Annotated in this window: 19 protein-coding genes; 10 read left to right on the top strand and 9 right to left on the bottom strand. The window is 60.7% G+C overall.

All coding sequences use genetic code 11. The annotated features are described in order from the left end of the window. Positions 1–133: 133 nt before the first annotated feature. Positions 134–382, bottom strand: coding sequence for a CsbD family protein (locus tag BFP90_RS15195; RefSeq protein ID WP_065885492.1), 249 nt, complete (start codon positions 380–382; stop codon positions 134–136). 263 nt (positions 383–645) lie between these two features. On the opposite strand from BFP90_RS15195, the gene BFP90_RS15190 reads away from it, so the two are divergent. From BFP90_RS15190 to pqqE, 9 genes are all read left to right on the top strand, one after another. Next, positions 646–1,092, top strand: a complete 447-nt coding sequence (locus BFP90_RS15190) for an Lrp/AsnC family transcriptional regulator (protein WP_065885491.1) — start codon at positions 646–648, stop codon at positions 1,090–1,092. Between the two features lie 167 nt (positions 1,093–1,259). Then, positions 1,260–2,942 carry a flavin monoamine oxidase family protein gene (locus BFP90_RS15185; protein ID WP_065897275.1) on the top strand — a complete coding sequence of 561 codons (1,683 nt, stop codon included), beginning with the start codon at positions 1,260–1,262 and terminating at the stop codon, positions 2,940–2,942. Between the two features lie 10 nt (positions 2,943–2,952). Continuing rightward, a complete protein-coding gene (locus BFP90_RS15180; RefSeq protein WP_065897244.1) occupies positions 2,953–3,747 on the top strand; it encodes a carbon-nitrogen hydrolase family protein in 795 nt (264 codons plus the stop codon). Between the two features lie 48 nt (positions 3,748–3,795). After that, a complete protein-coding gene (gene pqqF, locus BFP90_RS15175) occupies positions 3,796–6,171 on the top strand; it encodes a pyrroloquinoline quinone biosynthesis protein PqqF (RefSeq protein ID WP_065897242.1) in 2,376 nt (791 codons plus the stop codon). A gap of 159 nt (positions 6,172–6,330) precedes the next feature. After that, the gene (pqqA, locus tag BFP90_RS15170) at positions 6,331–6,405 is read left to right on the top strand and encodes a pyrroloquinoline quinone precursor peptide PqqA (protein ID WP_003194766.1); all 75 of its coding nucleotides are present in this window, start codon (positions 6,331–6,333) and stop codon (positions 6,403–6,405) included. Positions 6,406–6,475: 70 nt separating this feature from the next. Next, complete coding sequence (pqqB, locus tag BFP90_RS15165) at positions 6,476–7,387, top strand: pyrroloquinoline quinone biosynthesis protein PqqB (RefSeq protein WP_065897240.1); 912 nt, start codon at positions 6,476–6,478, stop codon at positions 7,385–7,387. Positions 7,388–7,397: 10 nt separating this feature from the next. Next, entirely contained in the window at positions 7,398–8,150 is a 753-nt protein-coding gene (gene pqqC / locus BFP90_RS15160; RefSeq protein ID WP_065885487.1) for a pyrroloquinoline-quinone synthase PqqC, read from the top strand. After that, positions 8,147–8,422, top strand: coding sequence for a pyrroloquinoline quinone biosynthesis peptide chaperone PqqD (pqqD, locus tag BFP90_RS15155; RefSeq protein ID WP_065885486.1), 276 nt, complete (start codon positions 8,147–8,149; stop codon positions 8,420–8,422). The genes pqqC and pqqD overlap by 4 nt, the downstream gene beginning before the upstream one ends. Then, complete coding sequence (pqqE, locus tag BFP90_RS15150) at positions 8,415–9,545, top strand: pyrroloquinoline quinone biosynthesis protein PqqE (protein WP_057723647.1); 1,131 nt, start codon at positions 8,415–8,417, stop codon at positions 9,543–9,545. Before pqqD ends, pqqE begins: the two co-directional genes overlap by 8 nt. 5 nt (positions 9,546–9,550) lie before the next feature. Here pqqE and BFP90_RS15145 read toward each other — a convergent pair whose 3' ends face one another. The 4 genes from BFP90_RS15145 to BFP90_RS15130 all read right to left on the bottom strand — a co-directional run bounded on the left by BFP90_RS15145 (position 9,551) and on the right by BFP90_RS15130 (position 11,957). Then, entirely contained in the window at positions 9,551–9,709 is a 159-nt protein-coding gene (locus BFP90_RS15145; RefSeq protein ID WP_003194776.1) for a YqaE/Pmp3 family membrane protein, read from the bottom strand. A gap of 92 nt (positions 9,710–9,801) precedes the next feature. Continuing rightward, positions 9,802–10,122 (bottom strand): helix-turn-helix domain-containing protein, encoded by a 321-nt coding sequence (locus BFP90_RS15140; protein WP_065885484.1) that lies wholly within the window; start codon positions 10,120–10,122, stop codon positions 9,802–9,804. Beyond that, a complete protein-coding gene (locus tag BFP90_RS15135; RefSeq protein ID WP_065885483.1) occupies positions 10,106–10,471 on the bottom strand; it encodes a type II toxin-antitoxin system RelE/ParE family toxin in 366 nt (121 codons plus the stop codon). The genes BFP90_RS15140 and BFP90_RS15135 overlap by 17 nt, the downstream gene beginning before the upstream one ends. A gap of 223 nt (positions 10,472–10,694) precedes the next feature. After that, positions 10,695–11,957 carry an aspartate aminotransferase family protein gene (locus BFP90_RS15130; protein ID WP_065897239.1) on the bottom strand — a complete coding sequence of 421 codons (1,263 nt, stop codon included), beginning with the start codon at positions 11,955–11,957 and terminating at the stop codon, positions 10,695–10,697. Between the two features lie 209 nt (positions 11,958–12,166). Between BFP90_RS15130 and BFP90_RS15125 the strand changes: the two genes are divergently transcribed. Then, entirely contained in the window at positions 12,167–13,066 is a 900-nt protein-coding gene (locus tag BFP90_RS15125; protein WP_065885481.1) for a LysR family transcriptional regulator, read from the top strand. Positions 13,067–13,292: 226 nt separating this feature from the next. Here BFP90_RS15125 and BFP90_RS15120 read toward each other — a convergent pair whose 3' ends face one another. The 4 genes from BFP90_RS15120 to BFP90_RS15105 form a co-directional block, all read right to left on the bottom strand. Continuing rightward, positions 13,293–15,071, bottom strand: coding sequence for an acyl-CoA dehydrogenase C-terminal domain-containing protein (locus BFP90_RS15120; protein ID WP_065897238.1), 1,779 nt, complete (start codon positions 15,069–15,071; stop codon positions 13,293–13,295). A 145-nt stretch (positions 15,072–15,216) separates the two neighbouring features. Then, the gene (locus BFP90_RS15115) at positions 15,217–16,986 is read right to left on the bottom strand and encodes an acyl-CoA dehydrogenase C-terminal domain-containing protein (RefSeq protein WP_065897233.1); all 1,770 of its coding nucleotides are present in this window, start codon (positions 16,984–16,986) and stop codon (positions 15,217–15,219) included. A gap of 90 nt (positions 16,987–17,076) precedes the next feature. After that, positions 17,077–18,366, bottom strand: coding sequence for a GGDEF domain-containing protein (locus BFP90_RS15110; protein ID WP_065897230.1), 1,290 nt, complete (start codon positions 18,364–18,366; stop codon positions 17,077–17,079). A 341-nt stretch (positions 18,367–18,707) separates the two neighbouring features. Beyond that, positions 18,708–20,513, bottom strand: a complete 1,806-nt coding sequence (locus BFP90_RS15105) for a phenylacyl-CoA dehydrogenase (protein WP_065885477.1) — start codon at positions 20,511–20,513, stop codon at positions 18,708–18,710. Positions 20,514–20,884 lie beyond the last annotated feature (371 nt).

Below are 20,884 nucleotides of genomic sequence, written 5' to 3'. Positions count from 1 at the left end.
GGCAGTAACAACCATTACTGAGAGACTTGAGCCTCCCGCCAGCGTGCCGCGAGCATCCATAACAAACGAGTTCACGGAATGCAGCAGCCCACCATTGGCAGCCTGTTAACAGGCGTGGGAGGCCCCACTCACCTCAACGGCGCAACAAACGGTCCAGCACCAACAGAGCCACTGCACCAATCGCGATGGCCGCAACCGGTTTTTCCTTAACGAAAGTCGATACGCTGTCCAGCGCGTCGCCATAAGTTTGAGTCAGTTGCCCGGCAGCTTGGCGCCCAGCACCTTCGGCTTCCAGCTTCGAATCACCAAACAATTTACCCACGGCGCTCTGTGCCTTGCCGGCAAGCTTCTCTGTAACGCCTTCGACTTGTTCACTCTTCATAACTCACCAAACCTTTGCGTGTAAGTGGGAAACCCAGGGTCTGCCTGGGCCAGGGTTATCTGCAAATCTTTAGGGGGATGGGGTCTGGGATAAGTTCAAAGTAGATAAGGCGCCAGAGAGGCCAAACCACGGTTGGAGGGTGGCACTTGAGCCAAAAAAAGCCGCGCATTGCGCGGCTTTCGTGTGTCTGGCGTAGCGGTTCTGTAAGCCGAACCAAGCCTGTAACATGCATGCCCACGACCCCCGCACTGGAGCTTCTCCCCTTGCCCACCCTGGACGAGATCGACCGCCAACTGATCGCCGCCTTGCAGCTCAACGCTCGCGAAAGCGTGGCAATGCTTGCCCGGCAACTCGGCATTGCGCGTACCACGGTGACGTCGCGCCTGGCCCGTCTGGAGAAAACCCAGGTGATTACCGGTTATGGCGTGCGCCTGGGCCAGCGCTTGGCGGATGGCGGTTTGCAGGCTTATGTCGGGATTACCGTGCAGCCGCGTTCGGGCAAGGAGGTGCTGCGCAGGTTGAGTGCAATGGCTCAGGTCCAGCAGTTGTGCGCGGTGAGCGGCGAGTTTGATTATGTGGCGTGGCTGCGCACTGAGTCGCCGGAGCAGCTGGATCAATTGCTCGATCAGATCGGCAGTGTCGATGGTGTGGAGAAAACCACGACTTCGATCATTCTCAGTAACAAATTGGACCGTGGACAACCTATCTGACCAAACAGCTCGTCATAATGACTAAAATAAGTGCAATCCGACGACACATTGCGTCTTATTAACGAGCGCGACGCTCCCTAAACTGGCTGCCATCTTTTCCTATACTCAACGGGCCCTCTCCCGCCGAGTCGTCAGTAAGGTCAGCCATGAGCATTCCGTCCAGCAGCATCGCCAAGCCCCATCGCCACCCCACTGACGGTAAAAAACCCATCACTATCTTCGGCCCGGATTTTCCGTTTGCCTTTGATGACTGGATCGAGCATCCCGCCGGCCTGGGCAGTATTCCTGCCGCCAATCACGGCGCTGAAGTGGCGATCGTAGGCGCCGGCATTGCGGGACTGGTGGCGGCCTACGAACTGATGAAGCTGGGCTTGAAGCCGGTGGTGTACGAAGCCTCGAAGATGGGCGGTCGCCTGCGCTCCCAGGCTTTTGAAGGCGCCGAAGGCATTATCGCCGAGCTGGGTGGGATGCGTTTTCCAGTGTCGTCCACCGCCTTCTATCACTATGTGGACAAACTGGGCCTGGAAACCAAACCCTTCCCCAACCCGCTGACGCCGGCATCCGGCAGCACCGTTATCGATCTGGAAGGCCAGACGCACTACGCGCAAAAACTGTCCGACTTGCCCGCGCTGTTCCAGGAAGTGGCCGACGCCTGGGCCGACGCCCTGGAAGCCGGTTCGCAGTTCAGCGATATCCAGCAAGCGATCCGCGACCGCGACGTGCCGCGCCTCAAGGCACTGTGGAATAAGCTGGTGCCGCTGTGGGACGACCGCACCTTCTACGATTTCGTCGCCACCTCCAAAGCGTTCGCCAAGCTGTCGTTCCATCATCGCGAAGTCTTCGGCCAGGTCGGTTTCGGCACCGGCGGCTGGGACTCGGACTTCCCCAACTCGATGCTGGAAATCTTCCGCGTGGTAATGACCAACTGTGACGACCATCAACACCTGGTGGTCGGCGGTGTGGCGCAAGTGCCCATGGGCATTTGGCGTCACGTACCCGAGCGCTGTGCCCACTGGCCAGCCGGCACCAGCCTGAGCTCATTGCACAGAGGCGCGCCACGGGCCGGGGTGAAGCGCATCGCCCACGCCGCCGACGGTCGTTTCGCCGTCACCGACAACTACGGTGACACCCGCGAGTACGCCACCGTGTTGACCACCTGCCAGAGCTGGCTGCTGACCACCCAGATCGAATGCGACGAAACCCTGTTCTCGCAAAAAATGTGGATGGCCCTGGACCGCACGCGTTACATGCAGTCATCGAAAACCTTCGTCATGGTCGACCGCCCGTTCTGGAAAGACAAAGACCCGCAAACCGGCCGCGACCTGATGAGCATGACCCTCACCGACCGCCTGACCCGTGGCACCTATCTGTTCGATAACGGCGACGACAAGCCGGGTGTGATCTGCCTGTCCTACTCGTGGATGAGCGACGCGCTGAAAATGCTGCCCCAGCCCATCGATAAGCGGGTCAAGCTGGCACTCGACGCGCTGGCCAAGATCTATCCGAAAGTCGACATCAAGGCACGCATCATCGGCGACCCGATTACTGTGTCCTGGGAAGCTGATCCGCATTTCCTCGGTGCCTTTAAAGGCGCGTTGCCCGGCCATTATCGGTATAACCAGCGCATGTATGCGCACTTCATGCAGAAGGACATGCCCGCCGAGCAACGTGGGATTTTTATCGCCGGCGACGACGTTTCCTGGACACCGGCCTGGGTTGAAGGCGCGGTGCAGACCTCGCTGAACGCGGTGTGGGGCATCATGACCCACTTCGGCGGCAGCACCCACCCGGAAAATCCGGGGCCCGGCGATGTGTTTGACGAGATTGGGCCCATCGCCCTGCCCGAATAAGGAGCCTGACATGCGTGTCGCCCTGTACCAATGCCCGCCACTGCCGCTGGATGTCGCCGGTAATCTCACACGTCTGCGGCAACTGGCGCACGAAGCAGCGGGAGCCGATGTGCTCGTGTTGCCGGAGATGTTCCTCACGGGCTACAACATTGGCGCCGAGGCAGCAGGCGCCTTGGCCGAGGCTCAGAATGGCGAGTCTGCCCAAACCATTGCCGAAATCGCACAAAGTGCCGGGTTGGCGATTCTGTACGGTTATCCGGAGCGGACCGAGGATGGCCAGGTCTACAACGCCGTGCAGTTGATCGACGCCCATGGCACACGCCTGTGCAACTACCGCAAGACGCATCTGTTTGGCGATCTGGACCATTCGATGTTCAGCGCCGGTGACGACGACTTCCCGTTGGTGGAATTGAACGGCTGGAAGCTGGGTTTCCTGATTTGCTACGACCTGGAGTTCCCGGAAACCACGCGCCGCCTGGCCCTGGCCGGTGCCGAGCTGATCCTGGTGCCCACCGCCAATATGGTGCCGTTCGACTTTGTCGCCGACGTCACCGTGCGGGCGCGGGCGTTCGAGAACCAGTGTTTCGTGGCCTACGCCAATTACTGTGGGCACGAGGGCGATATTCACTACTGCGGCCAAAGCAGCATTGCCGCGCCGGATGGTCAGCGCATCGCCCAGGCGGGGCTGGATGAAACGTTGATCGTCGGCACGCTGGAGCGGCAAGCGATCCTCGACGCCCGCGCCGCCAATCACTACTTGCAGGACCGTCGCCCCGAGCTTTACGGCGCACTGCACAAGCCCTGACCCACCGGGTTTGCTAGCATAGGCACTTGCCCCGTTTCGGAAGTGCCCATGCCTGCGCCGGTTCACCCTCACCCTCTGCACCTGACTTTGGCCAATGGCCTGCACCTTTGCCTGCGCCCTGCGCCGCGCTTGAAGCGCTGCGCCGCCGTTTTACGCGTGGCGGCGGGCAGTCATGACGCGCCGTTGGCATGGCCGGGGCTGGCGCATTTTCTAGAGCACCTGTTGTTTCTGGGAACTGAGCGTTTTCCTACAGGCGAAGGGCTGATGACCTACGTACAGCGCCATGGCGGGCAAGTGAATGCCAGTACCCGGGAGCGCGTCACCGAATTCTTTTTCGAGCTGCCGGTGTCGACCTTCGACGAAGGGCTGGTGCGCTTGGCCGACATGCTGACGCACCCTCGCCTGGCCATTGACGACCAACTGCGCGAGCGCGAAGTGCTGCATGCGGAGTTCGTGGCCTGGTCTCAGGATGCCAAGGCGCAGCAACAGGTAGCCTTGCTGAAGGGCCTGGCCGCTGATCATCCGCTGCGCGGCTTTCATGCGGGCAATCGCGACAGCCTGCCAGTTGAACGTGAGACCTTTCAGCAGGCGCTGCGCGAATTTCATCAACGCTTCTATCAGAGCGGGCAGATGACATTGAGCCTGGCCGGCCCGCAATCCCAGGAAGACCTGGAAGCGCTGGCGCAGCGATTCAGTACGCAGTTGAGCCCTGGCCCGCTGCATCCCCAGGCTGCGCCACCGGCGCTGATGGCCGGGCAAGCGCGGGGCTATCAGCACGCTGCCGATCATCATCTGCACCAGGTCATCACCTGTGATGCACCGCGCGAAGCGCTGGCGTTTCTCTGTACCTGGCTCAACAGTGCGGCGCCGGGCGGCTTGCTCGCTGAACTCAAGGATCGACGCCTGGCAACGGCAGTGCACGCCTCGGTGCCGTATCACTTTGGCGGACAGGCCGTGCTGGATATCGACTTTACCCTCGACACCCAAAGCGACTCGACCACACAGATCGAGGCGCTGTTGTACGACTGGCTGAGTTTTTTCGCACACAGCGACTGGGCGCCGTTACGCGAAGAGTTCGCCTTGCTCACTGCGCGCCAGCAGCAGGTCCAGGGCGCCCTGGCGCTGGCACGCAACGACACCGAAGATTTATCGGAGCAAAGCCTCGCAGCCCTCAAGGCCATGCTCGACGCCTTGCACCTGCCGCCTGCCACGCGCGGGTGGCAGCTTCCACCGAATAACCCGTTCCTGCGCCCGCCCGTCAAGGAAGAACGGGCCGGCTTGATTCGCGGCCAGACCAGCGCCCACCGTGGCTTGCGCACATTCGCCCAGGATCGCTCACGGGGACGACGGGACCTGTCGGCGCTGACCTTCAGCCAGGCCTTGGCCAATGACACTGACGAAGGCGCGCTGTACCTGCGCTGGCGATTTGACTGCGGCGTGCCTGCCGGTCTGGAAAACCTGTTGCAGCCGCTACGCGAGCGTGCCGCTCAGGCGGGTGTCGAGTTGTGTTTCGAAACCATCGCCAATGACTGGCAGGTAAAAATGCTTGGCGTCCACGAACCCATGCCCGCCGTGCTCGAAGCGCTGGCGCACTGCTTGGCCACTGCCGATGCACATCTGCCGCCACCGCCCTCGGCACCGATGATCGCCATCCGCGAACTGCTCAAGGCATTGCCCGGTTGCTGTGCCGGTGTTCAGCCAACGTCCCAGGCAACCCCAGCCTCATGGGCCACCGCGCGTTGGCATGGGCTGGGCGCAGGTTTACCGGCAGCCTGTGAAGCGGCCATCAAAACCGCCTCGGCACGACTGCCTGGGCAACCTGCACCGCTTCAGTATCCGCCTGAAAATCTCCAGGACCAGCGTCTCTGGCATGAGATAAACACCGATTCCGGCGAAGCAGCGCTGTTGCTGTTCTGCCCGACACCCACCCAGGCCCTGAGCGATGAAGCCGCCTGGCGCTTGCTCGGTCATCTGCTGCAAGGGCCGTTCTATCAGCGCCTGCGCGTTGAACTACAAATCGGCTACGCGGTTTTCAGCGGCATCCGACAGCTCAATGGGCAAACCGGCCTGCTGTTCGGCGTGCAGTCCCCCAGCGCTTCCCTGGATGAAATCGTCGAACAGGTGCAGACCTTTCTGGCACAACTGCCGTCATTGATCGAGCGCAGCGCCGACATGGGTAACGAGGCTCTGGCGCAGCAATTCAGGGTCCAGTCACTGCCTATCACCCAAGCCGCCGATTTGCTGTGGCACGCGCACCTGGCGGGTCGCCCATCGGACTACCTGGAGCAATTACAAGATTTGATACAAACCTGCTCGCGGCAAGATGTACAGCGCGCCGCTCAACAGCTGAACGACGCCACAGGCGGCTGGCGTTGCCTCGCCAACGGGCCGTGCCCCCTACGGGCGTGGCACTCGGCCGATTGATCGTTGCCAACCCTGCAACAGGCTTTTTCTTTCAAGACAGCGCTAACTCGAAAAGAATTGCGTAATATTCACACGCAATATCTGAACATCTCCCATGGGAGGTGGACTATATGTACTACTTGGTAGTGAACATCCCCATCCCTTGATAGGAGTATGAATATGACCTGGTCCAAACCTGCCTACACCGATCTGCGCATCGGTTTCGAAGTCACCATGTACTTCGCCAGCCGTTAATTCGCTGGGTACTACAACGCCTCGGTTCGCCCGGGGCGTTTTTGTTTTGAGCTTTGCTGATGGAGCGATCATGTTTGTCCAGATTCTAGGTTCCGCCGCCGGCGGTGGCTTCCCGCAGTGGAACTGCAACTGCGTGAACTGCGCAGGTTTTCGTGATGGCAGCCTGCGGGCCCAGGCGCGTACCCAGTCGTCCATTGCGATTTCCGACGATGGTGTGAACTGGGTGCTGTGCAATGCGTCGCCGGATATCCGCGCGCAGTTGCAGGGCTTTGCGCCGATGCAACCGGGCCGCGCCCTGCGTGACACAGGTATCGGCGCGATCATCCTGATGGACAGCCAGATCGACCACACCACCGGCCTGCTGAGCCTGCGCGAGGGCTGCCCGCACCAGGTGTGGTGCACCGATATGGTCCATGAAGACCTGAGTACCGGCTTCCCGCTGTTCACCATGCTCACTCACTGGAACGGCGGCCTGGCCTGGAACCGTATCGAGCTGGACGCCAGCTTCACCATCAAGGCGTGCCCCAACCTGCGCTTCACCCCGCTGCCGCTGCGCAGCGCGGCGCCGCCTTATTCGCCGCATCGCTTCGACCCGCACCCGGGCGACAACATCGGCCTGATCGTCGAAGACCTGCGCACCGGCGGCAAACTGTTCTACGCCCCAGGCCTGGGCAAGGTCGACGCGCCGCTGCTGGAGATCATGGCCGGCAGCGACTGCCTGCTGGTGGACGGCACGATGTGGGACGACGACGAAATGCAGCGCCGTGGCGTCGGCAACCGCACCGGCCGCGAAATGGGCCACCTGGCGCAGAACGGTCCTGGCGGTATGCTCGAAGTGCTGGAGCAGTTGCCAAAGCAGCGCAAAGTGCTTATCCACATCAATAACACCAACCCGATCCTCGATGAAGACTCACCCGAGCGAGCCGAGCTGGTGCGGCGAAATGTCGAAGTAGCCTACGACGGCATGAGCATTGAGTTGTAGGAGACCTCAGATGACTGATACACCGATGACCCCTGAAGCATTCGAACAAGCCCTGCGCGCCAAAGGCGCCTTCTACCACATCCACCACCCCTACCATGTGGCGATGTACGACGGCCGCGCCACCCGCGAGCAGATCCAGGGCTGGGTCGCCAACCGCTTCTACTATCAGGTGAACATTCCCCTGAAGGACGCCGCGATCCTGGCCAACTGCCCGGACCGGGAAATCCGCCGTGAATGGATCCAGCGCCTGCTCGATCACGATGGCGCGCCCGGAGAAGACGGCGGCATCGAAGCCTGGCTGCGCCTGGGCCAGGCCGTCGGCCTCGATCCCGACCAACTGCGCTCCCAGGAACTGGTGCTGCCCGGCGTACGCTTTGCGGTAGATGCCTACGTCAACTTCGCCCGCCGTGCCAGTTGGCAAGAGGCCGCCAGCAGTTCGTTGACCGAACTGTTCGCGCCGCAGATCCACCAGTCGCGCCTCGACAGCTGGCCGCAGCATTACCCGTGGATCGACCCGGCCGGCTATGAATACTTCCGCACCCGGCTGGGCCAGGCCCGTCGTGATGTGGAACACGGGTTGGCGATCACCCTGCAGCACTACACCACCCGTGAAGGCCAGGAGCGCATGCTGGAAATTCTCCAGTTCAAACTGGACATCCTGTGGAGCATGCTCGACGCCATGAGCATGGCCTACGAACTGAACCGCCCGCCGTACCACAGCGTGACCGCAGAGCGGGTCTGGCATAAAGGGATCACCCTATGAGTTTTGATCGCAGCAAAAAACCGACCTGGCGCCCGGGTTATCGCTATCAATACGAGCCCGCACAAAAAGGCCATGTGCTGCTCTACCCGGAAGGCATGATCAAGCTCAACGACAGCGCCGCGCTGATTGGTGGACTGATTGACGGCGAGCGCGACGTGGCCGCCATCATCGCCGAGCTGGACCAGCAATTCCCCGGCGTGCCGGAACTCGGTGATGACATCGAGCAATTCATGGAGGTCGCCCGTGCCGAGCACTGGATCACCCTTGCCTGAAAAACCCGCTATCGGCCTGCCGCTCTGGCTGCTCGCCGAGCTGACTTACCGCTGCCCGCTGCAGTGCCCGTACTGTTCCAACCCGCTGGATTTTGCCGAGCAGGGCAAGGAGTTGAGCACCGAACAGTGGATCAAGGTATTTCGCGAGGCCCGCGAGATGGGCGCCGCGCAGCTTGGGTTTTCCGGCGGTGAACCGCTGGTGCGCCAGGACCTGGCCGAGCTGATCGGCGAGGCGCGCAAGCTCGGTTTCTACACCAACCTGATCACCTCCGGCATCGGCCTGACCGAACAGAAGATCAGCGACTTCAAAAAGGCCGGCCTGGACCATATCCAGATCAGCTTCCAGGCCAGCGACGAACAGGTCAACAACCTGCTGGCCGGCTCGAAGAAAGCCTTCGCGCAAAAACTCGAAATGGCCCGTGCGGTGAAAGCCCACGGTTATCCGATGGTGCTGAACTTCGTCACCCACCGGCATAACATCGACAAGATCGACCGCATTATCGAGCTGTGTATCGCGCTCGAGGCGGACTTTGTCGAGCTTGCCACTTGCCAGTTCTACGGCTGGGCACAGCTCAACCGTGTGGGGTTATTGCCGACCCGGGAACAACTGGTGCGCGCCGAACGCATCACCAACGAATACCGCGCGAGGCTCGAAGCCGAAGGCCACCCGTGCAAGTTGATTTTTGTCACGCCGGATTACTACGAAGAACGCCCGAAAGCCTGCATGAATGGCTGGGGCAGTATTTTCCTGACAGTCACGCCGGACGGTACCGCCCTGCCCTGCCATGGTGCCCGACAGATGCCGGTGCAGTTTCCCAATGTGCGCGACCACAGCATGCAGCACATCTGGTACGACTCGTTCGGTTTCAACCGCTTTCGCGGCTACGACTGGATGCCCGAGCCGTGCCGTTCATGCGATGAGAAGGAAAAGGACTTCGGCGGCTGCCGCTGCCAGGCTTTCATGCTCACCGGGGATGCGAGTAACGCAGACCCGGTGTGCAGCAAGTCCGAGCAGCACGGCATCATCCTGCAAGCGCGGGAAGAGGCCGAACATGCCACCCAGACCATTGAACAGCTGGCGTTTCGCAATGAGCGCAATTCACGCCTCATCGCAAAAGGCTGAGGGCCTCAGCGCTTGGCGATGATGTACACGGCGTGAATGATGCCGGGGAAGTAACCGCACAGGGTCAGCAGGATGTTCAGCCAGAATGCGCCGCCAAATCCTACTTGCAGGAACACACCCAGTGGCGGCAGCAGAATGGCGATGATGATACGAATGATGTCCATGGGTCAGCTCCAAAAATCGGCTCGTGTGAGCCGTGTAGCTAATCGACATTGGCGCTTCGTGAGGGTTCAGTGGTTTCTGGCATCGGGCCATCTCATGCCAGAATCTGCAGGCCATGCTTTTGAACAATGCTCAACAACTTGAGCGCCATGCCGCTGGGTTGTTTTTCGCCGGACTCCCACTGCTTAACAGTCGATGCGCTGGTGTTCAGGTAGCGCGCGAACACGGGCTGGCTGACGTGGCTGCTTTCACGCAAGTGTTTGATCTGCTCGGCTGGCATATGTGCAGGCACCGTTGCCAGACACGTTTCGTCGAACTCACGAAGCGTGGTTTTGCTGATGGCGCCAATTGTATAAAGCGCTTCGGCGGACTGGTGAATAGACTCAAGCGCCTCACTTTTATATTTCCTGGTCATGATGTATCTCCACAAACTCTTTTAAATCCAGCAATTGCTGAATCTGGACATGGTTTAAGTCTTCGTAGAGCTTGGCCAGCAACCGAAAGCCATCCAGTTCACGCTGACTGATATTGCTCTGACTCTGCTTGGCGAACAGCAATTGGTAGACCCAGTAGTGCCTGCCTTTAGCCAGGACAATGGAGCGATGGCGATTTTGGTTCAGCCGCTTCTTCCAAACGCCGCCGCCCAAATTTTCAGCCTGCCCGTTCAGCAAATCGCTGAATGCTTCTTTTAGCTCAGAATCGCTTATCCAAGCTTTGCTGGCTGCTTTCGCAAAATTCCGAGTTTTGAACAATCTGAGCTTCATGAAAATCCTTCTCGAAAACATACCACTCAGTGGTATAGATTAGAAGAGGGCGTTGGGCGCCCCCATCGACATTCCTTGCCGAAGCCCGCTAAAAAGCCATTGTTTCCGACGACGCACAAGCAACCTTTTCAGTCCAAAAATTACGCACGCAAAAAAACGCCCCCAGCCAAAAGAATCAGGCTGGAGGCGCCGCGTATCCCGCGAGACGGTTCAGAAAATGGGGTCAGACGGCAATGCCCTTGCGGCATTGCAGTTGGGCGGTGCGTACCCGAGAGAAGGCACGGGCCAGGCGCAGGAGCATTTCGTCAATGTGGTTCTTTCTGATGTTCAGGGCGGGGGTGAAACGCAGACAATCCGGCTGCGCAGCCGTGAGGATCAGGCCTTCGTGCAGCGCGGCCTTTACTACCGCAGCCGCGCAATCGTCCGACAGCGTCAGGCCCCATATCAGTCCGTTGCCGCGCAGTTGCCCATGCTCGTAACGGTAGGCCAGGCGGGTAAGGCCTTCTGCCAGGTAGAGGCCGGATTCGCGTACGTGTTCGAGAAAGCCGTCGGTCAAGACGGCCTCGAGCACCGCGATCCCCGCTGCGGCCATCAGCGCATTGCCGTGATGGGTACCGTCCAGCTCGCCCGTTTCGAAGCAACAGGCGGTGCCGCGTGCCAGCAACGCCGCCAGCGGCACGCCACCGCCCAGGCCTTTGCCGAGGGTAATGATGTCGGCGCGAATGCCATATTGCTGCTCGGCGAGCAGACTGCCGCAGCGGCCGATCCCGGTTTGCACTTCATCGAGAATCAGCAGGATGCCCAGTTCGCGGCACAGACGTTCGACGCCCTTGAGGTAGTGTTCGGTCGCAGGGATGACACCGGCGGCGCTTTGGATCGGCTCCAGCATGATGGCGACGGTATGCGCATCGACGGCGGCGTGCAAAGCCGGCAGATCGTTGAAAGGTACATGACTGAAACCCGGCAACTGCGGCTCGAAACGGTTTTCCCAGGCAACGGCCGAAGCCGACATCGCGGCGAAGCTCTGGCCGTGGCAGCCGTTGCTCACCGTAATGATGTGATAAGCGCCGCCGCGATGCAGTTGGCCCCATTTGCGCGCCAGTTTGATTGCGGCTTCGCAGGCCTGGGCACCGCTGTTGAGCAGGTAGGCCTGATCGCTGCCGGTGTGATGGCACAGGCGATCAACCAGGTCGAGCTGCGCCCGGTTGTACAAGCCCATGCCCGGGTTGATCACGGTTTGCATCTGTTCGGTGATGGCGTCGCGCACCGCCTGTGGGCTGTGGCCGAGGCTGTTGGCGCCGCCGCCCTGGCTGAAATCCAGGTAGGCACGGCCGTTACTGTCCGAAAGCCAGGCGCCTTGACCCTGGACAAACACCTCGCAGGGACGCGCGACAGTGGGCATCAGGCATTGGCTGGAAAAATCATCAGGCGGAGCATGAAGTACCAGGTCGTCAAGACTGGGCGCCGGACGCCGGAACAGGTTCACAGTTCAGCCCCGATAGCAACCGCACCTGGGTAGGTGTCGGGTACCAACAGCGCGACGCGGTGTTTTGTCTTGCCTATGTAAACGCCATTACCAAAAACGTGAGTCATTGCCCGATTCGGCCCTGTAAGCCCTGCGAATAGGCGCTAGACTAGGCCGCTCGGAGGCCAACGGCCATTTCGATTTTCCAGCTTTTTCGATAAGCAAATTTTATGGATTTCAAGCAACTGCGTTATTTCGTCGCGGTGTATGAGGAAGGCCACGTAGGGCGTGCCGCAGAGCGTCTGTCGATCTCCCAGCCGGCCTTGTCGCAGCAGGTTCGCCAACTGGAGCAGAACCTCGACGTGAGCCTGTTCGAACGCAGCAGCAAGCGCCTGCTCCCCACACTCGCCGCACACACGCTGTACAACCACGCCTTGCCCCTGATCGACGGCATGCAGCAAGCCGTGGAGGCGTTGCGTAACTTCAAGGGCCAGGCGATGCGCACCTTGGCCATCGGTGTGCTGCAAACCGTGCACACCAGCCTGGTGCCGCAAATGCTCGAGCGGGTGCGCAAGGCCCAACCGCACCTGGTCGTGCAGATCTACGAATTGACCGGGCTTGAGATCGAGCGGCGGCTGCTCAACGGCTCGCTGGACATCGGCATCAGCTACCTGCCACCCCGCCAACCGGGCCTGCATGGCGTGTTGTTGTACGAGGATGAATTGAAGGTGGTCATCCCTGAGCAACATCCCTTGCGGGAATTCAAGAAGGTCTCGCTGAAACAGGCAGCGGAGTTGCCGATGTTGCTGCTGGGGGAGGAATTCCAGGTACGGCAGATCTGGCAGGGTCAGTTGGCCAACCTGGGCCGACGCCCGCAGGTGCAGGCCGAGCTCAATACCATGGCGGGGATTCTCGACAGCCTGCCTCATACGCAGTTGGCCACTGTGTTGCCGGGGCGTTCCCAGGACGAACACAACAGCCAGTCGCTGCTGTGGAAACCCTTGAGCGAACCCAGGGTGCCGTTGAAAGTCGGTTTGGTGTGCCGTGACGTGCAGCGCCAGCAAGCGACGGTGGCGTTGCTGCGCACGTTGCTCGAAGACGTGATGAATGCCCCGCAGGCGGGCGCCTGACTTTTTCGCGGGCAAAAGAAAACCCCGCCGAAGCGGGGCTTTGCAGACTGTTTCCCTGACATCCATTTCACTCCGCCATCCTGGCAGAATCCTACGTGTCCGTGTTGTTGCTTTGCGCTTCCTGCGCGACGTCCATGTGAAGTAGATTATCCGTGGATCCAATTTGGCGATAGAGGACGATTAGCAGCACGTCATGTAAGAGATTGCTTACACGCACGCTTCGCCCCTAGAACAGTGCTTCATCCATCAGGAACAGCGACTCGCTACCGGCCTTCACCGACGCGCTCAACGAATGAATACGCGGCAACAGGCGCGCAAAGTAAAAGCGCGCCGTGCCCAGCTTGCTGGCATAGAAATCGTCTTCGGTCTCTTTGCCCAACGCGGCCTTGGCCATGCGTGCCCACATATAGGCATACGCCATGTAACCAAACGCGTGCAGGTATTCCACCGATGCCGCGCCGATTTCATTCGGATTGGTTTTGGCACGGTCCAGCACCCAGGCGGTCAATTCATCCAGGTTGTCCACCGCCGCGCCGAGCGGGCGGGTGAACTCGCCCAGTTGCGCGCCGGCACTGGCGATGAACTGGCGGATCTCATCGGCGAACAAGGTGTAGAACGCGCCACCGCTGCCGACAATCTTGCGCCCCATCAAATCCAGTGCCTGGATACCGTTGGTGCCTTCGTAGATCTGGGTGATGCGCACGTCACGCACCAATTGCTCCTGACCCCACTCGCGAATGTAGCCGTGGCCACCGAACACTTGCTGGCCGAGCACGGTGGTTTCCAGGCCCAGGTCGCTGAGAAACGCCTTGGCGACCGGCGTCAGCAGCGCCACCAGGTTGTCGGCGCGCTCACGGGCAGCAGCGTCTTCGCTGAACTTGGCGATGTCCAACTGCGTGGCCACATAGGTGGAGAACGCACGACCGCCCTCGTTCGCCGCCTTCATGGTCAGCAGCATGCGGCGCACGTCCGGGTGCACGATGATCGGATCGGCCGGTTTATCCTTGGCTTGGGCGCCCAATGGCGAACGGCTCTGCACCCGATCGCGGGCATATTCAATCGCGTTCTGATAGGAGCGCTCGCCGGAAGCCAGGCCCTGGATACCCACCCCCAGGCGCTCGTAGTTCATCATGGTGAACATCGCCGCCAAGCCACGATTGGGCTCACCGACGAGGTAGCCGACGGCTTCGTCGAAGTTCATCACGCACGTCGCGGAGGCCTGGATGCCCATCTTGTGTTCAATAGAGCCGCAGGTCACCGGGTTGCGGGCACCGAGGCTGCCGTCGGCGTTCACCATGAACTTGGGGACCAGGAACAGCGAGATGCCCTTGGGCCCCGCCGGTGCATCAGGAAGCTTGGCCAACACCAAGTGGATGATGTTTTCGGTCAGGTCGTGTTCACCGCCGGTAATGAAAATCTTGGTGCCGCTGACTTTGTAGGAACCATCCGCCTGCGGCTCGGCTTTGGTGCGAATCATGCCCAGGTCGGTACCGGCATGGGCTTCGGTCAGGCACATGGAACCGGCCCATTCGCCGGAATACATCTTCGGCAGGTAGGTGGCCTTGAGTTCGTCGCTGGCGTGGGTATTGATCGACACGCAAGCGCCCGAGGTCAACATCGGGTACAGGCCGAACGCCAGGCTGGACGAGTTGATCATCTCCTCGACCTGCGCCGACACCGCCTTGGGCATGCCCATACCGCCATACACCGGATCGCCGCCGACGCCCACCCAGCCACCTTCGGCATAGGTCGCGTAAGCCTGTGGGAAACCGTCCGGCGTGCTGACGGCACCGTCCACCCAGCGGCAGCCTTGCTCATCACCGCCACGGCTTAACGGCGCGATGGACTTGGCGGTGACCTTGCCGGCCTCTTCGAGGATGGCTTCAACGGTTTCGGCGTCAACCGTGTCTGCCAGGGCAGGCAACTGCGCCCAGGTGGTGGCGACGTCAAAAACTTCGTTGAGGACGAAGCGCATATCACGCAACGGCGCTTTGTAATCAGCCATGGCAAACCTCGTGAGAACGTGAAAAGTGATTCGATAGGATCGGTTTTACAGGCTCCGAGTGTACCCGAACAACTTTTAAGACACATAGGGTCCGTTCGTGACCGACAAGTATTTGTAAGTCACGAACCAGGCTGTTGCCGCACGTTTACAATGCAAATGCCTGCGCCGGCAGGCTCATCAGGCATTCGCTGCCCGCCTCCACGGCAGCCCTGTGCACCGTGGTGCGCGGTAACAGGCGCTTGAAATAAAAGTCACACGTCGCCTGCTTGGCCTGGGCAAACCCTGGGTCGTCGTGCGCCTGCGCCGCAATCGCCATGCGCAACCACAGGTAGGCGAGGATGATGTAGCCGCTGTACATCAGGTAGTCCATGGCCGCCGCTCCCACTTCGTCGGGATTGCTCATCGCCGCCGTACCGACCTTCAGCGTCAGCTCGCCCCATTGCTGGTTCAACTGATTGAGCTGTTCGACATGGGCCTTGAGTTGCGGATGTTCGGCATTGGCGGCACAGAACTTATGCACGATTCTGGTAAAGCCGCGCAGCAACTTGCCCTGGCTGCCCAGCACCTTGCGCCCCAGCAGATCGAGCGCCTGGATGCCGTTGGTGCCTTCGTAGATCGGCGCAATCCGCGCATCACGCGCCAGTTGCTCCATGCCCCACTCGCGAATATAGCCATGGCCGCCGAACACTTGCATACCGTGGTTGGTCACCTCCAGCCCGGTTTCGGTCATGAAGGCTTTGCAGATCGGCGTGAGGAAGGCCAACAGGTCCTCGGCCTCCTGGCGCTGGGCGGCGTCGCGGCTCAAGTGCGCGGTGTCGAGCAACTGGGCGGTGAAGTAGGTCAGCGCACGGTTGCCCTCGTTGAAGGCTTTCATGGTCAGCAACATGCGACGTACATCAGCATGCACGATGATCGGGTCGGCGGGTTTGTCCGGGGACTTGGCGCCGGTCAGCGAGCGCATTTGCAGGCGCTCCCCGGCATATTTGATCGCGCCCTGAAAGCTTGCCTCGCCATTGCACAGCCCCTGCATCCCGGTGCCCAGGCGCGCGTGGTTCATCATGGTGAACATGCAGTTGAGGCCTTTGTTGGCTTCGCCAATCAGGAAACCCCTGGCGCCGTCGAAGTTCAGCACACAGGTGGCCGAAGCCTTGATGCCCATCTTGTGTTCGATGGAGCCGCACTGCACGGCGTTGCGTTCGCCGGAATCGGCATGAAACTTGGGCACGATGAACAACGAGATGCCTTTGGTCCCCGCCGGTGCATCCGGCAGCTTGGCCAGCACCAGATGGATGATATTGGCACTCATGTCGTGCTCACCGGCCGAGATGAAGATCTTGCTGCCGGTGAGCGCATAACTGCCATCGGCCTGGGGAACGGCGCGAGTCTTGATCAAACCCAGGTCGGTGCCGCAGTGGGCTTCGGTCAGGCACATGGTGCCGGTCCACTCGCCGGCGGTGAGTTTGTGCAGGTACGTGGCTTTCTGTTCGTCGGTGCCGTGGGCGTGAATCGCCGACATTGCGCCGTGGGTCAGGCCCGGGTACATGCCCCAGGACGTATTGCTGGAGCCGATCATCTCGCTCAGCACCAGCCCGAGGGACTGCGGCAACCCCTGGCCGCCGTAGGCCGGGTCCGCCGCCACGCCGTGCCAGCCGCCTTCGACGTACTGGGCGAAGGCTTGCTTGAAACCCTTGGGCGTGGTCACGACGCCATTGTCAAAATGGCAGCCTTCCTCGTCGCCGCTACGATTGAGCGGCGCGAGGACGTTTTCGCAGAACTTCGCGCCTTCTTCGAGAATCGCACTGACCATGTCGGGGCTGGCGTCCGTCGCGCCCAGGGCCGCGTAGTGACCATGGAAATCGAACACGTTATCGATCAGAAAGCGCATGTCGCGCAGGGGAGCTTTGTACTCAGGCATGGCGATGTCTCCGGCGGCAGATGGACTCAACCTACTGCCGGCCAACGCCGCGAACAATCACTGTAGCGCTGCTGAATACAGCGCCATTACTCAACCGGCAGCGCTTTCCATGCGCACGGCGCCGCGACGGTTCTGCCCGGCCGCGATCACGCAATTGCGCCCGGCGCCCTTGGCGGCATAGAGCGCCTGATCGGCGCACTTGAGCACTTCTTCAGGACTACGCTGCTCGGCCTGACGTTCGGCCACGCCGATGCTGACCGTCACCGACACACTGGACGCACCACTGGCGGCCCGACGCTGGCGACCTTGATGGTCGTCATTGGGGCGGTCCGGGTTGCGCAACTTGATCGCATAGGTGGCTATGCTTTCGCGGATCGCCTCCAGGTGCGGCAGGCATTCATCCAGGCTCTTGCCGGCAAACACCACGGCGAACTCTTCACCGCCGTAACGGTAGGCGCGCCCGCCGCCGCTGACCTTGGACAGTTTGCTCGCCACCAGGCGCAACACCTGGTCGCCCACGTCATGGCCGTGGGTATCGTTGAAACGCTTGAAGTGGTCCACATCGCTCATCGCCAACACATAGTTGCGCCCCAGCCGCTGCATGCGTTCGTTCAGGGCGCGGCGGCCCGGCAAGCCGGTCAGCTCATCGCGAAAGGCCATTTGATACGCCTCATGCGCCACACCGGCAGCGATCATCAGCATCACCTGGCTGCACATGATGTTGAGCGTAAACGGCAGGATGAAGGTTTGCGGCAGCATCCAGAACATCCCCAGCAACCCCACCAATTGCGCAGCGTGCAGCGGGCGCGGCTGATACCAGTACTGGGCGGCCAGGGTGATAAAGCCAATCAGAAACATCGGGTATGAAAGCTGGATCAAGCTCATCCACGCGCCATGCAGCGCCGGCCAGCGAATCTCGGCCAACCAGTCCAGCACGCCCTGTGGGTAACGTTGCTCCAGCGCAAACGCCACGCTGCCGACGGCCAACAGCACCGCGCAACGCGCGACAAAGTCACGGAACAGGTGAGTCTTTTCCTGCCACAGCGCGTACATGCTGAACAGCAAGGGCAGCAGCAGGCAGCACAGGTGAAACACGACGGCGGCGTCTTCGCGCACGCGACCATTGTCGCGGTAGAAATCGGTCTGGGTGTCCAGCAGGAAATAGACGACGTACACCGTGACCATCAGGAACAACTCACGCTGGCGCCGATACACCGCGCAGTACGCTCCGCCGAGCAACAGCACCAGGGTCGGCAGCACGTTGAACAGCGAGGTGAAGAAAACGTTGAGGTCCTTGAGATAAGCAGCCGAGAGCCCAGCCATCAACAGCAGCAACGAGGGTAGGAAATGACTGAACCGCACAGCGGACACGCGTAACAAGGGTAGAACTCCGACCCGCAAAAAGTAATGGCATGGTGCTTCTACACAGCCAGTTAAACACAACCCGTCCGACCTGTATCACATTGCCATCACTGTAACGGCACGCTTCATTAAAGCCTTAGCGTCAGCGCGCATTTTTCGGATCGGCACAGAACGCATGTGGGAGGGGGCTTGCTCCCGATTGCAGTGTGACAGCCGCCGAATCGTGTAGCTGACATACCGCAATCGGGAGCAAGCCCCCTCCCACATTCACCGCACTTCAATGCTTGGTCAGCGGCCTTCGCACACACAAAAAAAACCGCTTCCCCGGAAGGAAGCGGTTTTTCTGAACCCGGTAAGGCTTAGTAAGCCAGGCCGAAGTCTTCTTCTTTCATGTCCATCAGGTTTTTGGCGCCCGACAGCATGGTCGCTACATGGGTGCGGGTACGCGGCAGGATGCGCTGGAAGTAGAAGCGCGCGGTCTGCAGCTTGGCGGTGTAGAACGCCTCTTCGCTGGTGCCGGCGGCCAGTTTCTCGGCAGCCAGGCGCGCCATGTCGGCCCAGAAGTAAGCCAGGCAGGCATAACCGGAATACATCAGGTAGTCCACCGAGGCGGCACCGACTTCTTCACGGTCTTTCATCGCAGCCATGCCGACCTTCATGGTCAACTCGCCCCACTCTTTGTTCAGCGCCGCCAGCGGTGCAACGAATTCCTTGACGGCTTCGTTGCCTTCGTTGGCCTGGCAGAACTTGTGCACGATCTTGGTGAAACCCTTGAGCGCTTCGCCCTGGGTCATCAGCACTTTACGGCCGAGCAGGTCGAGGGCCTGGATACCGGTGGTGCCTTCGTACAGCATCGAAATGCGGCTGTCGCGAACGTTCTGCTCCATGCCCCACTCGGCGATGAAGCCGTGACCGCCGTAGATCTGTACGCCGTGGTTGGCGGACTCGAAACCGACTTCGGTCATGAACGCCTTGGCGATCGGGGTCATGAAGGCCAGCAGGCCATCGGCCTGTTTCTTGGCTTCGTCATCGGTGCCGTACTTGACGATGTCCACTTGCTTGGCGGTGAAGTACACCATCGCACGGTTGCCTTCAGCAAAGGCTTTCATGGTCAGCAGCATGCGGCGCACGTCAGGGTGCACGATGATCGGGTCGGCGGCTTTTTCCGGCGCTTTCGGGCCGGTCAGGGAACGCATTTGCAGGCGGTCACGCGCATATTTCAGGCCACCCTGGAAACCGATCTCGGCGTGGGCCAGGCCTTGCAGCGCGGTTCCCAGGCGAGCGGTGTTCATGAAGGTGAACATGCAATTCAGGCCTTTGTTCGCCGGGCCGATCAGGTAACCGGTGGCCGCGTCGAAGTTCATCACGCAGGTGGCGTTGCCGTGGATGCCCATCTTGTGCTCCAGGGAGCCACAGGTCACCGCGTTGCGCTCACCGATCGAACCATCGGCGTTGGGCAGGAATTTGGGCACGATAAACAGCGAGATACCCTTGGTACCGGCCGGTGCATCGGGCAGGCGCGCCAGTACGATGTGGACGATGTTGTCGGCCATGTCGTGCTCACCGGCCGAGATGAAGATCTTGGTGCCGGAGACTTTGTAGGAGCCGTCAGCCTGAGGTTCGGCCTTGGTGCGCAGCATGCCCAGGTCGGTGCCGCAGTGCGGCTCGGTCAGGCACATGGTGCCGGTCCACTCGCCCGACACCAGCTTGGTCAGGTAGGCCTCTTGCTGCTCCGGCGTGCCGTGCTCGGAAATAGTGTTCATCGCGCCGTGGGACAGGCCTGGGTACATGCCCCACGACCAGTTGGCTTCGCCGACCATTTCACTCACGGCAAGGCCCAGGGACTCCGGCAGGCCTTGGCCACCGTGCTCCACGTCATGGGCCAGGCTTGGCCAGCCGCCTTCGACGAACTGTTTGTAGGCTTCTTTGAAACCGGCAGGGGTTTTAACGCCTGACTCGCTCCAGGTACACCCTTCGATGTCACCCACGCGGTTCAGCGGCGCCAGCACTTGCTCACAGAACTTGGCGCCTTCTTCGAGAATGGCGTCAACCATGTCCGGGGTAGCGTCCTGGCAAGCCGGCAGGCTCTGATAGTGCGCTTCATAACCGAGCAGTTCGTCACGAACGAAGCGAATATCACGCAAGGGGGCCTTGTAGTCAGGCATAGCGATAAACCTCTGCTGATGTATCTGGGATGAACAACCGCGTGAAAGGATGATGGCGGTCAAACAGGTGTTTGAAACATACGTTTACGACCTGGGGTTGTCAAGCGTCGGCCCGACGCCGTTTGTCTTGATGCGGGTCAATGGCGCGCACGGCCAAGCCTGTGGCGTGATGCCACATGATTAAGAAGTGTAGGAGTTAAGCGAGAGGGCACAAAACAATGTGGTAGGGGGCTTGCCCCCGATGGCCATAGGCATCTACACAATTTCGGTGCGACACCGCACCTTTGGCGAGGGAGCTAAAGCGTATCTACCTGACGCTCCGAGGTCCAAATGTGGGAGGGGGCTTGCCCCCGATGGCGGCCTCTGGGCCG

Source organism: Pseudomonas sp. 24 E 13 (assembly GCF_900004715.1).
In the GTDB taxonomy this organism is placed as follows: Bacteria; Pseudomonadota; Gammaproteobacteria; order Pseudomonadales; family Pseudomonadaceae; genus Aquipseudomonas; species Aquipseudomonas orientalis_A.
Note: the sequence above shows the minus strand (reverse complement) of the source record. Positions and strands in the feature narration are given on the sequence as shown.

What these genes read in the sequence shown, in the direction of transcription:
- BFP90_RS15195 (WP_065885492.1), bottom strand. Translation starts at nt 382, where the DNA reads ATGAAGAGTGAACAAGTCGAAGGCGTTACAGAGAAGCTTGCCGGCAAG.
- BFP90_RS15180 (WP_065897244.1), top strand. Translation starts at nt 2,953, where the DNA reads ATGCGTGTCGCCCTGTACCAATGCCCGCCACTGCCGCTGGATGTCGCC.
- pqqF (WP_065897242.1), top strand. Translation starts at nt 3,796, where the DNA reads ATGCCTGCGCCGGTTCACCCTCACCCTCTGCACCTGACTTTGGCCAAT.
- pqqB (WP_065897240.1), top strand. Translation starts at nt 6,476, where the DNA reads ATGTTTGTCCAGATTCTAGGTTCCGCCGCCGGCGGTGGCTTCCCGCAG.
- pqqC (WP_065885487.1), top strand. Translation starts at nt 7,398, where the DNA reads ATGACTGATACACCGATGACCCCTGAAGCATTCGAACAAGCCCTGCGC.
- pqqD (WP_065885486.1), top strand. Translation starts at nt 8,147, where the DNA reads ATGAGTTTTGATCGCAGCAAAAAACCGACCTGGCGCCCGGGTTATCGC.
- BFP90_RS15145 (WP_003194776.1), bottom strand. Translation starts at nt 9,709, where the DNA reads ATGGACATCATTCGTATCATCATCGCCATTCTGCTGCCGCCACTGGGT.
- BFP90_RS15140 (WP_065885484.1), bottom strand. Translation starts at nt 10,122, where the DNA reads ATGACCAGGAAATATAAAAGTGAGGCGCTTGAGTCTATTCACCAGTCC.
- BFP90_RS15135 (WP_065885483.1), bottom strand. Translation starts at nt 10,471, where the DNA reads ATGAAGCTCAGATTGTTCAAAACTCGGAATTTTGCGAAAGCAGCCAGC.
- BFP90_RS15125 (WP_065885481.1), top strand. Translation starts at nt 12,167, where the DNA reads ATGGATTTCAAGCAACTGCGTTATTTCGTCGCGGTGTATGAGGAAGGC.
- BFP90_RS15120 (WP_065897238.1), bottom strand. Translation starts at nt 15,071, where the DNA reads ATGGCTGATTACAAAGCGCCGTTGCGTGATATGCGCTTCGTCCTCAAC.
- BFP90_RS15115 (WP_065897233.1), bottom strand. Translation starts at nt 16,986, where the DNA reads ATGCCTGAGTACAAAGCTCCCCTGCGCGACATGCGCTTTCTGATCGAT.
- BFP90_RS15105 (WP_065885477.1), bottom strand. Translation starts at nt 20,513, where the DNA reads ATGCCTGACTACAAGGCCCCCTTGCGTGATATTCGCTTCGTTCGTGAC.